The 12,793-nt window shown below is 63.3% G+C and carries 16 protein-coding genes; 8 read left to right on the top strand and 8 right to left on the bottom strand.

Annotated features, from left to right (window positions below):
• Complete coding sequence (locus O0879_RS24180; protein ID WP_289919184.1) at positions 1–648, top strand: 3'-5' exonuclease; 648 nt, start codon at positions 1–3, stop codon at positions 646–648.
• Positions 649–669: 21 nt separating this feature from the next.
• Positions 670–1,095: an SMI1/KNR4 family protein gene (locus O0879_RS24175; RefSeq protein ID WP_289919183.1), complete on the top strand. Its 426-nt coding sequence runs from the start codon at positions 670–672 to the stop codon at positions 1,093–1,095.
• A 21-nt stretch (positions 1,096–1,116) separates the two neighbouring features.
• On the opposite strand, the gene O0879_RS24170 is transcribed toward O0879_RS24175, so the two are convergent.
• Entirely contained in the window at positions 1,117–1,464 is a 348-nt protein-coding gene (locus O0879_RS24170) for a DUF4870 domain-containing protein (RefSeq protein WP_034786172.1), read from the bottom strand.
• A 97-nt stretch (positions 1,465–1,561) separates the two neighbouring features.
• Positions 1,562–2,974, bottom strand: a complete 1,413-nt coding sequence (locus O0879_RS24165; RefSeq protein ID WP_289919181.1) for a PLP-dependent aminotransferase family protein — start codon at positions 2,972–2,974, stop codon at positions 1,562–1,564.
• A gap of 216 nt (positions 2,975–3,190) precedes the next feature.
• Here O0879_RS24165 and O0879_RS24160 point away from each other — a divergent pair, with 216 nt between their 5' ends.
• Positions 3,191–3,862 (top strand): c-type cytochrome, encoded by a 672-nt coding sequence (locus O0879_RS24160; RefSeq protein WP_289919220.1) that lies wholly within the window; start codon positions 3,191–3,193, stop codon positions 3,860–3,862.
• Positions 3,859–5,133 carry a cytochrome c gene (locus tag O0879_RS24155; RefSeq protein WP_289919180.1) on the top strand — a complete coding sequence of 425 codons (1,275 nt, stop codon included), beginning with the start codon at positions 3,859–3,861 and terminating at the stop codon, positions 5,131–5,133. The genes O0879_RS24160 and O0879_RS24155 overlap by 4 nt, the downstream gene beginning before the upstream one ends.
• Positions 5,134–5,246: 113 nt before the next feature.
• On the opposite strand, the gene O0879_RS24150 is transcribed toward O0879_RS24155, so the two are convergent.
• Positions 5,247–5,882, bottom strand: coding sequence for an SAM-dependent methyltransferase (locus O0879_RS24150; protein ID WP_152253319.1), 636 nt, complete (start codon positions 5,880–5,882; stop codon positions 5,247–5,249).
• A gap of 188 nt (positions 5,883–6,070) precedes the next feature.
• Here O0879_RS24150 and O0879_RS24145 point away from each other — a divergent pair, with 188 nt between their 5' ends.
• Complete coding sequence (locus tag O0879_RS24145; RefSeq protein ID WP_289919179.1) at positions 6,071–6,856, top strand: head GIN domain-containing protein; 786 nt, start codon at positions 6,071–6,073, stop codon at positions 6,854–6,856.
• 60 nt (positions 6,857–6,916) lie between these two features.
• On the opposite strand, the gene O0879_RS24140 is transcribed toward O0879_RS24145, so the two are convergent.
• Complete coding sequence (locus tag O0879_RS24140) at positions 6,917–7,459, bottom strand: YaeQ family protein (RefSeq protein ID WP_070291303.1); 543 nt, start codon at positions 7,457–7,459, stop codon at positions 6,917–6,919.
• A gap of 39 nt (positions 7,460–7,498) precedes the next feature.
• Positions 7,499–8,380, bottom strand: coding sequence for a formyltetrahydrofolate deformylase (gene purU, locus O0879_RS24135; RefSeq protein WP_077401742.1), 882 nt, complete (start codon positions 8,378–8,380; stop codon positions 7,499–7,501).
• 345 nt (positions 8,381–8,725) lie between these two features.
• Between purU and O0879_RS24130 the strand changes: the two genes are divergently transcribed.
• The 3 genes from O0879_RS24130 to O0879_RS24120 all read left to right on the top strand — a co-directional run bounded on the left by O0879_RS24130 (position 8,726) and on the right by O0879_RS24120 (position 10,386).
• Positions 8,726–9,238: a phasin family protein gene (locus O0879_RS24130; RefSeq protein WP_289919178.1), complete on the top strand. Its 513-nt coding sequence runs from the start codon at positions 8,726–8,728 to the stop codon at positions 9,236–9,238.
• Between the two features lie 47 nt (positions 9,239–9,285).
• Positions 9,286–9,702, top strand: coding sequence for a KGG domain-containing protein (locus O0879_RS24125; protein ID WP_289919177.1), 417 nt, complete (start codon positions 9,286–9,288; stop codon positions 9,700–9,702).
• Between the two features lie 171 nt (positions 9,703–9,873).
• Positions 9,874–10,386, top strand: coding sequence for a M48 family metallopeptidase (locus O0879_RS24120; protein WP_034758768.1), 513 nt, complete (start codon positions 9,874–9,876; stop codon positions 10,384–10,386).
• Between the two features lie 129 nt (positions 10,387–10,515).
• On the opposite strand, the gene O0879_RS24115 is transcribed toward O0879_RS24120, so the two are convergent.
• The 3 genes from O0879_RS24115 to O0879_RS24105 all read right to left on the bottom strand — a co-directional run bounded on the left by O0879_RS24115 (position 10,516) and on the right by O0879_RS24105 (position 12,752).
• Entirely contained in the window at positions 10,516–11,109 is a 594-nt protein-coding gene (locus O0879_RS24115) for a PEP-CTERM sorting domain-containing protein (protein ID WP_289919219.1), read from the bottom strand.
• Between the two features lie 312 nt (positions 11,110–11,421).
• Positions 11,422–11,967: a TIGR00730 family Rossman fold protein gene (locus O0879_RS24110; protein WP_180278808.1), complete on the bottom strand. Its 546-nt coding sequence runs from the start codon at positions 11,965–11,967 to the stop codon at positions 11,422–11,424.
• Between the two features lie 11 nt (positions 11,968–11,978).
• Complete coding sequence (locus O0879_RS24105; protein ID WP_099664834.1) at positions 11,979–12,752, bottom strand: hypothetical protein; 774 nt, start codon at positions 12,750–12,752, stop codon at positions 11,979–11,981.
• Positions 12,753–12,793: the final 41 nt, after the last annotated feature.

The raw sequence follows: 12,793 nt of genomic DNA, 5'->3' as shown, positions 1-12,793 counted from the left end.
ATGGACACAGCTGCCGCACCGCCACTGCCCCCCTATCAAGGCATTGCACTCGACCACGTCAAGCTGGTACGCACCAGCGATGATGCACAGGCGGCCATGGCCGCCCTGCTGGCAGCGGACGCCATCGGCTTCGATACGGAATCGAAGCCGACTTTTGTGAAGGGCGAATCCTCCACGGGACCGCACCTGATCCAGCTGGCCACCGACGACATCGCCTACCTGTTCCAGGTGGGCAGCACGCCGGCGCCTGCCCTGGCCGAACTCAAGGCCATCCTCGAATCGACCACCACCCTGAAGGTGGGCTTCGGCCTGTCCGACGACGTCAAGCGCCTGCGCAACAAGCTGGGCATCGCTCCGGCCCAGGTGCTCGACCTGTCCGTCGCCCTGCGCGGCGGCCAGCGCAACGACCTGGGCGCGAAGACGGCCGTGGCCAAGTTCTTCGGCCTGCACCTGCAGAAATCGAAAAAGATTTCCACCACCAACTGGGCCACGTCGCACCTGACGGAAAAGCAGATCCTGTATGCGGCCGACGATGCGCAAGTGGCCCTGCGCGTGTACCGCCGCTGGATCGCCGACGGCGGCAAGGTCGCGCCGCAAAAAGCCCCGCGCGCCAGCACGCCGCCAGCCCCGCCGCCTATCGCCGCCTGAGCCGGCGCGCCTTCCTGCAGCATGAGCAAGAACAAGTCCATCGGCACCACGCTTGACGCGATCGCCGCCGCCGAACAGGCGCTGGGGCGGCAGCTGCCCGCATCCCATGTGCAATGGTTATTGGAGAACAATGGCCGCGCGCTGGGCGCCTTGAGCGTGTTTCCCGTCTACGACGCGGCCAATGCGCGCAAGACGTGGGAATCGATAGCACGCCATTACCGCGAAGGCTGGCAGGAATGGCTGGAGAATGCGGGGACAGGCGACGAGGCCGGCAGCCTGCTGCCCTTCGCCCAGTTCGGCACGGGCGATTACTACTGTTTTGACTATGCGCAAACGGGGCCATCGGGCGAACCCGTGGTCGTGCTGTGGTCGCACGAAACAGGCGCCACCACCGCGGTGGCGCCCAGCTTTGCCGCATTCCTCGCGCTGCCCGGCCGCCCGGGCTGACACCCGGCGGCCGGCACAGCCTTATTTGACGAGGCGCAAGGTCAAGGGATAGCGGTAAGTGACGCCATTGCTGGCCTTGACGGCCGCGACGATCGAGCACACCAGGTTGGCCAGCGCCACGATCCAGAACAGGAACAGGCCGATCAGCACGAACGACAGGATGAAACAGGCGAAATACCAGATGATCAGGGTGATCTGGAAATTCAGCGCTTCGCGGGCGTTCTCGGCCGAGAATTTATCCGCATCATCTTTCTTGATCAAATAAATGATCAGCGGCGCCACCCAGCTGGTGAACAGGCCGCCAACGTGGGACAGAATGGCGATCGTCGTATCTTGCGTACGACCCACTTCCGGCTGCGTGTTATCCATTATGATTCCCATCATTAGTTATAGATACATCAATATAACAGTAATATTTCTTTTTGGAATGGAACACTTGCTGCCGCAAGGGACTTTTTTTTCGCCGCTATGCCGCCGCCAGCGCCAGCCGCCCCAGGGTGGCGATGGCTTCTTCCAGTTGCGCGTTCCACGGGTGGCCGTAATTGAGGCGGATGCAGTGGCGAAACGCGCGCGTGGCGGAAAAAATGGGGCCGGGCGCGATGCTGATGCCGGCCGCCAGCGCGCTGCGGTGCAAGGCCAGCGCGTCGATACCGGCAGGCATCTCCACCCAGACGAAATAACCGCCCTGCGGCCGCGTGACCCTTGTGCCGGGCGGAAAATGCACGGCGATGGCTTGCAGCATGGTATTTTGCTGCGCCGCCAGGGTCAGGCGCAGCTGGCGCAAATGGCGGTCGTAGCCGCCTGCCGCCAGGTAATCGGCCAGCGCCATCTGCAGCGGGATGGGCGCAGACAGGCTCGTCGTCAGCTTCAGGCGCTCGACCTGGCGCGCGTAGCGGCCCGCCACGGCCCAGCCCAGGCGAAAACCGGGCGCCAGGGTCTTGGAAAACGAGCTGCAATGCATCACCAGACCCGCGCTGTCATGGCTTTTCGTCAAGCCGGGGCGCTGCTTGCCGAAATACAACTCGCCATACACGTCATCCTCGATCAGCGGCACGCCATGGCGCGCCAGCAGTTCGACCAGCGCGCGCTTCTTTTCCGGCGACATCAGGCTGCCCAGGGGATTCTGGAAATTCGTCATCAGCCAGCACGCCTTAGGCCGGTGGCGCAGCAGCAATTCCTCGAGCGCCGCCAGGTCGACACCGTCGCGGGGGCTGGTGGCAATTTCCACGGCCTTGAGTTCCAGCCGCTCCAGCGCCTGCAGGCACGCATAGAAGCTGGGCGACTCGATCAGCACCGTGTCGCCGGGCCGCGTGACGGCTTGCAGGCACAGGTTCAGCGCTTCCAGCGCGCCATTCGTGATGACGATGTCGTCGCTGGAAACAAGCACCCCGTCGAGCTGGTAGCGCAAGGCGATCTGGCGGCGCAGTTCGGCATTGCCCAGCGATAAATCCGTGACCGTGCTCCACGGGTCGAGGCGGCGCATGCTGGCCGACACGGCCCGCGCCAGCTTTTCCATCGGAAACAGATGCGGGCTGGGAAACGCCGAGCCGAAAGGCACGATATCGCGCGCACCGACGGCGCCCAGCACTTCGAACACGAGGTCGCTGACATCGACCGTGGTGCTGGCGTCGAGCGGGCGGGAACTGTCCGGCTCGGGCGCCAGCGCGGCGCGCTGCGGCGCCACGTAGTAGCCGGAGCGGGGCCGCGAGACGATCATGCCGCGCGCTTCGAGCAAATAATAGGCCTGGAACACCGTCGACGGGCTCACGCCCCTGCGCGCATGCTGCTGGCGCACGGAAGGCAACTTATCACCAGGCAACAACAGCTGCGTGCTGATCATGGCGGCGACTTCTTCCGCCAATTCCTCATATCGTTTCAACCCTGCTCCTCAAACTGATCCGTAGTTTTATTGCACAACTGATCCTGTCACAGTAACAGCACCCGTTATATGCTAGGGTAACAACATCCGGGCAGCAACACCGGCACGCCATAATCGACCGACGAGACAGGTTACTTTTCCATGCAACTCTCCATGCTACTGCATTCCCCCCTCGTGCCGGTGCTGACCCTGGCTCTGGCCGTCGCACTGCCCGGCATGGCGCTGGCCGCGCCCGCCAGCATTTCCGCCAGCCACGACAGCCTGGAACAGCGCATCAAGGCGTGCACGGCCTGTCATGCGCAAAAGGAGCGCCACGACGCCTTCTTTCCCCGCATCGCGGGCAAGCCGGCCGGCTACCTGTACAACCAGCTGCTGAACTTCCGCGAGGGACGGCGCCAGTATCCGATGATGAACTATATGGTGGAACACTTGCCTGACGATTACCTGCGCGAGATTGCCGGCTATTTTGCGGCACAGCACCCTGCCCCGCCGCCGGCCCAGCCCAGCAGCGCCGGCACGACGGCCCTGGCGCGGGGCAAGCAGCTGGTGCTGCACGGCGATGCCGGCAAAAAAATTCCCGCCTGTATCGCCTGCCATGGCCAGCAGCTGGCCGGCGTGGCACCCGCCATTCCCGGCTTGCTGGGCTTGCCGCGCGACTATATCAACGCCCAGCTGGGCGCGTGGAAGAACGGCATCCGCCGCGCCCACGCGCCCGACTGCATGGCGCAAGTGGCGCAGCGCCTGTCCGACGCGGACGTGGGCGCCGTCTCGGCCTGGCTGGGCACGCAAGTGGCCAGCGCCGACGCGCGTCCGGCCGCCAGTATCGCCCTGCCCTTGCCGCTGCATTGCGGCGGCGTGCCAGGCTCCGGCGCGCAGGTGGCGCCATGAAAAAATGGATGCTCGCGGCCGCCATCGGCGCCATCGGCGCGGCCGGCGCCAAATTCCTGCTGTGGCCGGCGGACGACGCGGGACCGCCGGCTGCCGCCAGCACCCTGAGCCAGGAACAGCTGGTCGCGCGCGGCGCCTACCTGGCCAAGGCGGGCGACTGCATGGCTTGCCACACGACGCGCGGCGGCGTGCCCTACGCGGGTGGCCGGGCCTTGCAGACGCCGTTCGGCAAGGTGCTCTCGCCCAACATCACGGCCGACAGGGAAACAGGCATCGGCAGCTGGACGGCCGACGATTTCTGGCGCGCCATCCACAACGGCAAGTCGAAGGATGGCCGGCTGCTGTATCCGGCCTTTCCCTACACCAGCTACACCAAGGTGCGGCGCGAGGATAGCGACGCCCTGTACGCGTATTTCCAGAGCGTGCCGCCGCACCGGCAAGCCAACCAGCCGCACGCGCTGCGCTTCCCCTATAACCAGCAGATCGCGCTGGCCGCCTGGCGCGCGCTGTATTTCAAACCGGGCGTGTACCAGCCGCTGACGGGCAAAAGCATGGAATGGAACCGCGGCGCCTACCTGGTGCAGGGCCTGGGCCACTGCAGCGCTTGCCATAGCAGCCGCACGACCCTGGGCGGCAGCGACGACGGCCTGTCGGGCGGCCTGATTCCCGTGCTGGGCTGGTATGCGCCGTCGCTGACGTCGGATGCGGAAGCGGGCCTGGGCGACTGGGACACGGCGCATATCGTGGAATTGCTGCAAACGGGCGTCTCGCCGCGCGCCACCGTCTTCGGCCCCATGGCCGAAGTGGTGCGGCAAAGCTTGCAGCACATGAGCAATGCCGACGTGCAAGCGATGGCCGTCTACCTGAAAAGCCTGCCCGGCCCCGCGCAGCCCGCGCAACGGGCGCCGCGCGACACCTCGGAGCAAGCCCGGCAGCAACTGGCGCTGGGCGCGAAACTGTATGAGGCGCAATGCGCAAGCTGCCACCTGGCCGACGGCAAGGGCGTGCCGCCCGGCTACCCGCCGCTGGCCGGCAACCGCGCGCTGACGACGGAGTCGGCCGTCAACGCCATCCGGCTCGTGCTCAACGGCGGCTTCGCGCCCGGGACAAAAGGCAACCCGCGCCCCTACGGCATGCCGCCGTTCGGCCCCGTCATGGATGACGCGGAAGTGGCGGCCGTGGTCACGTACCTGCGCGCCTCGTGGGGCAATGACGCGCCGGCCGTGTCGGCCCTGGAAGTCAATAAATACCGCAGCGTGCCGCTGGAGTAGCGCGCCTGAAAAACGTCCATGGCGGCGTTGCATCTCCTTGCCCTGAACGTTTTGCCGGCGCGCATACGAAAAAAACCGGCCAGCGCCGGTTTTTTCACGTCAAGCAGCCGTTCTCAGCGGAACTTGCTCTTGTGACCCGTCTTCAGGTCCAGCGCATAACGCACGCCGTTGTCCGTCAGCATGACTTCATCGGGCGGCTCTTCGCCGGCCAGGGCGCCGTCGATCAGGGGCAAGCCTTCGCCCTTGCGCATCAGGTCGTCGCAGCGCTCGTACACGTTGGCGCAGCCCGTGGAAGCCATCAGCGATTGCACGATGGCCACTTTCCACGCATCGACGCCGCCCGCGTTGAATTCGCAGATCAGGTAGCCTTGCACGCCGCCAAACAGCTGCACCACCAGGCCGGGCAAGCCCTCGTCTTCGCCCTTGATCAGGGTCAACAGCTGGTTTTCGCCCGCCTTCTTGATGGCAGATAATTTTTTCTCGATGGCGGCCTTGACGCGGCGCTTGATCAGCGCGTGGTCGACCGGTTCGTCTTCCTTGAAGCTCCAGATGCGCGCGCGGATCTGCGACTTCGAATTGTAGGCGGCGCGGGCGATGAATTGCTTGGACGAGCTTTGCACGATGGCCGTCGAGCCGGGCTTCATTTTTTCCTGCGGCTTGCCTTCGACTTTTTCAATCGCGGACGCGTAAATCCACGATTGGCCCAGCAAGCTCTTTTCCTTGCCCTGTTTGATGGTGATGATCAGCATGTAATTCCAGTAGTGTGACCGGCGCGTACCGGTCGTCGTATATCCAATACCGGCATGATACCTCATGCCATCCTGTCGCATCCTCCTGCATTCCATGCCGCTGCTGGCGCAGTCTGTCGCAGCGCGCTACGCAGGCGCGGCCGGCTGGCATACCATGCAAGTATACCAATTCCAAACAGGGAGCAAGAATGACACCGACACTTTTCCACCCACGCCGTGCCCGCGCCGCCACCGTCCTGCTGCTGGCCGCCTGCGCGCTGGCCCTCCCGGCCGCGTCGGCGCTGGCCTCGCCGCTCGACTGGATTTCCGGCAACAGCATCCAGGGCAGCGGCAAGCTGCAAAAGCAGACGCGCGAAGTGGGCAATTTCCATGCCGTGGCGCTGAACGTGCCGGGCACGGTCGAATTGCGTATCGGCAACACGGACAGCATCACCATCGAGGCCGACGACAATATCCTGCCGCTGATCGAGACGGCGGTGGAAAACGGCACCTTGCGCATCCGCCCCGCCAAGCGCAACGCCAACTTCCGCCAGAGCAGCCTGAACATCGTCATCCAGGCGCGCCAGGTGGAACGCATCAGCGTGGGCGGCTCGGGCAACATCACGGCCACGGGCTTGCGCGCCGAGAATCTGCGCTTCGACGTGGGCGGTTCCGGCTCCATCCACGCGCGCGACCTCGACAGCCGCCAGGTTTCCATCGCCATCGGCGGCAGCGGCAACTTCAAGGCCAGCGGCAAGACGGAGCAACTGACGGCCTCGATCGGCGGCTCGGGCAATATCCAGGCGGGCAAGCTGGCCGCGCGCGACGTGCAGGTGAGCATCGGCGGCTCGGGCGAGGCGCAGGTGTGGGCCAAGGATGACTTGACCATCAGTATCGGCGGCTCGGGCGAAGTGAGCTACTACGGCGACCCGCGCATCAGCCGCAGCATGCAGCGTTCGAGCAGCATCAAGCGGCTGGGCGCGGCGCCGAATTAAGCCCCCGCAATGACAAAAGCCCGGAGCGATCCGGGCTTTTTGCGTTTCAGACAGGCTATATCAGCGGGCCGGCTTCACCGGTTCGCGGTCGATCAGGACCGTATTGACGCTGTCCGTCAGCCAGATCTGGCCATCCTGGATCGTGCATTGCAGCTGCATCGTGCGCTGCGCCAGCTTGCTCATGTCTTGCGCCGCTTCCGACGGCAAGTTGATCACGGTCAAGTTCTTCGCCCGTTCCAGCTTGTTCGCGATCTGCTTCCACCAGATGTGGCTGGTTGCGCCATAGCTGTAGACGATGACCTGTTCCGAACGGCCGCACGCCTTCAGGATGCGCTTTTCGTCCGGCTGGCCCACTTCGATCCACAGCTGGATGGCGCCCGTCAAGTCTTTCTGCCACAGGTCAGGCTCTTCCGTGTCGAACAGGCCCTTGGTAAACGTCAGCGCCTCGTCGGCGTGGATGGCGAACGCCAGCAGGCGCACCATCATGCGCTCGTCCGTTTCGGACGGGTGGCGCGCCAGGGTCAGCGCGTGATCCTGGTAGTAATTGCGGTCCATGTCGGCGATCTGCAGATCGGCTTTGAAAATTGTTGCTTTAAGGGCCATCGTGTTTCTGTCTCGGTAAAGTAAATAGTGAAGTCGGTATCAGCGGAAAACCACGGTCTTGTCGCCATTTTTCAGGATGCGGTGCTCGACGAACCATTTCACGGCGCGCGCCAGCACCACGCACTCGACGTCGCGGCCGATGGCCGTCAGGGTTTCCGCATCCATCGCATGGTCGACGCGCTCGACGTCCTGCTCGATGATCGGGCCTTCATCCAGGTCGCCCGTGACGAAATGGGCCGTCGCGCCGATCAGCTTGACGCCGCGGTGATGCGCCTGCGCATACGGCTTGGCGCCCTTGAAGCTGGGCAGGAAGGAATGGTGGATATTGATGGCGCGGCCGTCGAGCGCCTGGCACAGGCCTGGCGACAGGATCTGCATGTAGCGCGCCAGTACCACCAGGTCGATCTTGTGCGTGTCCATCAAGTCGATGATCTTCGCTTCCTGCGCCAGCTTGGCCGCTTCCGGCGCGCCGGTGGCCAGCGGCAGGTGGTGGAACGGAATATTGTAGCTGGCCGCCAGCTGGTAGAACTCCATGTGGTTCGACACGATGGCGGGAATTTCCACGTTCAGCAAGCCGCTCTTGTAGCGGAACAGCAAATCGTTCAGGCAATGGCCGATCTTCGACACCATCAGCATGACGCGCGGCTTGACGCGCGCATCGTGCAGCTGGCCGTGGAAGGGGCCGTTCAACTGCATGGCTTGCGACAGGTCGGCGAAGTCGCTGCGCAACTGGGCGTCGCTGACGGCGCCGTCTTCCAGCGCGAAATGCACGCGCATGAAGAACAGCTGGGATTCCTGGTCGCCGAACTGGGCGGAATCGAGGATGTTGCAGCCGCGTTCGGCCAGGAAGCCGGACACGCGGTGCACGATGCCGCGCTGGTCCAGGCAGGACAGGGTCAGGATGTATTCGGGATGCGTCATGGTCGCGGAATAAAGCAAAAAAAGTGGGCTATGCTCGGCTCAGCCACGCGCGCCGGCCATCGGCTGCGCTGCCGCGAGCCGACTATTGTCGCACGGCCAGGCCAGTCAACCCGCATTTTCCACACAAGCAACGTGGCTGCCGGCAGCGGCAGGCCGATTCACGTTCATTTGATCTAACACAAAGTCATCGCATTTTTCCGCCTGCCAGGCGCCATTCCCGCGCCAAACGGGCCACTGGCGTGGAACCTGGCACGCCATCCGGCGTCTATCCCTTTGCTTGTTTCACCATACGCCGCATCCGGTGCACCGGGTGTTTCCTGGATCCGTTTTTCATTGAGGTAGAACATGTTCACAAACAGTATTTCCCCCAGTTTCAGCCCTGCCCTGAAGTCCCACCTGGAGGCCCAGTGCAATTTCGCCACGGAACTATCGCGCAAGCTGGTCGATACGGCGCAGCAACTGAGCGAGCTGCATCTGCGGCTGGCGCAAGACTTGCTGCAGGAATGGAGCAGCGCCAGCCAGCAACTGCTGTGCGCGCGCGACACGGGCGAGTTCATGTCGCTGGCCGCGGCCCAGTTGCAGCCGAGCAGCAACAAGCTGCAGCAGTACCAGCAGCAGCTCGGCAACCTCGTCGCCAACGCCAATGTCGAAATGAACCGCACGGCAGAGAACCACCTGCCCGAAGCGAGGCGCACGGCCGTAGCCTTCGCTGACGAAGTGGTGCGCAAGACGGCCGAGGAAACGGAAAAAGCCACGCAGCGCCAGCGTGAAATGATCGAAAAGATGCACGCCACGGCCCCCAGCAATGGCGCCGGCCGCAGCCGCGATACCGGCAGGCCATCCGATCAGGCGCATTGAGCACTTGAATTGACCACTTGACCCCACTCGACAGCAAGGAGAGCGACATGGCTAGCAATCAAGGTAATGAACAGGGCAAAGGCGCTGGCAGCAGCCAGAAAGCCGGCGAATCGGGCAGCGGCAAAGGCCCGAGCAAGCGCGGTTTCGCCGCCATGAACGAGGAACAGCAACGCGAAATCGCCAGCAAGGGCGGCCAGGCAGCCCATCAAAAGGGCACGGCGCATGAATTCGACTCGGAAGAAGCGCGCCGGGCCGGGCAAAAAGGCGGCGAAGCCGTCAGCCGCAACCGCGAACACATGGCGGAAATCGGCCGCAAGGGCGGCGAAAGCCGGCAATCGGCCCAGCGCGCCAATGAAAGCCGCAGCGGCACGGCCACGCGCAGCAGCGGCACCGAGCAGGGCCGCACTGGCCGGCAAGGCGGCAAGGACGAGGACGACAAGGGTGGAGCAGGCGGAGCGGGCTGAGCGGGACAGGCCGCCGGGCTGCCCCTGCGGCGCGCGGCCTGATGCAGGTAGGCAGGGGCGGCCCTGGCAGCCCTGGCAGCCCCGTGCAAGGGCTGGCGCAGCGTGGGGGGCGGCGGTATGGTACATTCTCGCCTTACCGACACCTCCGCGCCACGCCCCGCCCTTCCCCGCATGCAGCCATCCCTGAAATACCTGAGCGCCTATTCCGAACAAACGCAAGCGCAAGTGCAGCAACTGATCGCGCAAGACAAGCTGGGCGACGTCCTGTTGAAACGCTATCCGAACGCGCACGATGTACGCAACGACAAGGCTTTATACCAGTATGTGCAGGACTTGAAGAATGAATTCCTGCGCAATGCCGAGCCCATCAACAAAGTGGCGTTCGACAGCAAGATCCATGTGATCCAGCACGCGCTGGGCTTGCATACCTCGATCTCGCGCGTGCAAGGTGGCAAGCTCAAGGCCAAGCATGAAATCCGCGTGGCCACCATGTTCAAGGAAGTGCCGCTGGAATTCCTGCGCATGATCGCCGTGCACGAACTGGCGCACGTGAAGGAAAAGCAGCATGACAAGGCGTTCTACAAGCTGTGCACGTATATGGAACCGCAATACCACCAGTACGAATTCGACGTGCGCCTGTACCTGACCCAGCTCGACCTGTCCGGCCAGCGCCTGTGGTCATGACATCCACATAACAACAATGCCGCCCCGGACATCCATTGGGCGGCATTGTTGGTGTGGGTCAGAGTAGCCGCCCGGCAAGACGGGCGGCTCATGACGCATGTGCCGGCGGGACCGGCAGCGTGCTCAAGCTCAGGCGGCGTTCTTGCGGCGGCGCAGGAAGGCCAGCAAGCCCAGTCCGCCCAGCATCATGCCGTAGGTGGCCGGTTCCGGCACGGCGCTCACGCTGGCGGCGATATTATCGACCTGGAAGGTGTGCAAGGCGCCCTCCTGCCACGTTGCCGACAGCAGGTTGTTGAAACCCGTGAACGTGTAATCGCGGAAGTTGTGGCTGCCATCGAGGCTGAAGGTCTGGGTCACCGTGCCGCCGCCCACCTGATGGCCGAAGAACGTCACGTCGTAGGGGCCAGGCAAGCTCACGAAGTCAGCCAGACGGATCGAGCTCAGCGAGAAAGCGGCGCCATCGGTACGGCTCAAGGTGGTCGTCGTCAGCACGGTGGCGCCAAGACCGGCCGAGCCGGCATAGGCAAAGTTGCTTTGATGTGCGGAACTCAACAGGCCCAGGAAGCTGCTGTCGAAATCGTAGCCGCCTTCGGAATAGGAATCGAAGACGGAGCCGAGAATGCCGGGTTGCTCCAGCGCATCAAATCCGATGATGGTAGTTTGTGCATGGGCGCCGCCGGCGGCGAGAATGGCGGCGACGGCAGTCGCGCGCAAGAGAGTCATTGGTTTCACAATAGTATCCTTTCAAGATGATGAAGTAGCGAGGTTGTGGCAACTTGCAATATCTAGGCGTCGTAGCGGGAAACGGGAGGCGCCTCGCTGGGTGTCCGACATGCCTGTCTTTTGAACAATTGCAGTAGAACACATTCATGCATAAAAAGCATCTTCATTTTCAAAAAAACATGCTATTAGAGAAATATTCTGGCTATATTTATATTAATTAATTAATTGATCTTGATCAATTTTCCCGCACAGAAATAAAAAAGCCATGCATTTCACAATGCATGGCTCTGGATGAGACTTCACAAAGAAGATTTACGGCGCACTATCCTTCAACCGCTGCACCAGGGCCGCAGGATCGGCGTCGGCGTTCAGGAACGCCGCGTGCTGCGGGCGGATGAAGCCCTGCTCCTTGCCGTTTTGTACGAAAGCGATCAAGCCGTCATAAAAACGGTCGACATTGAGCAAGCCGATGGGCTTGGCGTGCAAGCCCAGCTGGGCCCAGGTGAGCATCTCGAACAGCTCTTCCAGGGTGCCATAGCCGCCGGGCATGGCAATGAAGGCGTCGGACAGGCTGGCCATCATCGCCTTGCGCTCGTGCATGTCCTTCACGATGAACTGCCGCGTCAAGCCCGTGTGCCCCACTTCGCGCTCGACCAGCTGGGTGGGAATCACGCCCGTCACCTCGCCGCCCAGGCGCAGCACTTCATCGGCGATCACGCCCATCAGTCCCACCTTGCCGCCGCCATACACGAGCGAGATATTTTCCGCCACCAGCACGCGCGCCAGTTCGCGCGCCGCCACGGCATAGTCCGGCGAGACGCCCGCGTTGGCGCCGCAATACACACATAAAGCCTTGATCACAGTATTCCCTACCCTTTCAATTCATCGATCGCCGCCTCGACCTCGAGGCGCTCCTTGGCGTCCAGTGCCACGCACTCGGCCGCCTTTTCATACAGGGCCAGCGCTTCCGCCAGCTTTTTCTTTCCGTCCAGCATATTCAAGGCGCGCGCATATTCGCTGTGCGCCAGCGCCGAATACGGCGTCAGGGCCAGCGCCGTCTTGAAGTGCTGGTAGCCATCTTCCTTGTTGGCGCCGTAGGTCAGGCCGCCTATCATGGCGCCGACCTTGTCGATAATTTCCGTATGATAAATCCCAAACGCGATATGCGCTTCCGCATGCATGGGCGCCACCGTCATCGTGCGGTCCAGGCTATTGCGCACGCGCGCGCCCATGCCCTGCGCCAGGGCCTTGACGACGGACGTGCCCAGCGCATAGCGGCCCAGGCTGTAGGCGTGCCAGTAGTAGCCGGCCGGGTTGTCCGGCTGCTCGCTCTGCTGGCGTTCGCAGCGCTCCGCCACTTCCTCGTACATGTCGAGTTTCCGGCTGTCATCCACTTCCAGGTGCGTGGCATAGATGCAAGTCGCCTTGTGCGCCACCGCATAGCCGGGCACGCCGACAGCCAGGCCCAGTTTCACGGCCCGCTCGAAGTCGCCCGCATGGAAGGCCAGCCACGCCTGCACCAGCGCCGGGTGCGTGGGAAAGGGTTCCACATCGCCCGCATGCAGGCGCGCCCAGGCCGCTTCCAGGGTTTGCGGGGTGTAGACATATGCTTCGTCCGGATAAGGAAATTGTTTCCAAGCCATATATCTCTCCTGTAAATGACGACGTGGCGCCAGCAGTCGCG

Source organism: Janthinobacterium sp. SUN120 (genome assembly GCF_030397735.1).
GTDB classification, from domain to species: Bacteria; Pseudomonadota; Gammaproteobacteria; order Burkholderiales; family Burkholderiaceae_D; genus Janthinobacterium; species Janthinobacterium kumbetense.
This window is presented reverse-complemented; position numbering and strand designations above follow the sequence as displayed.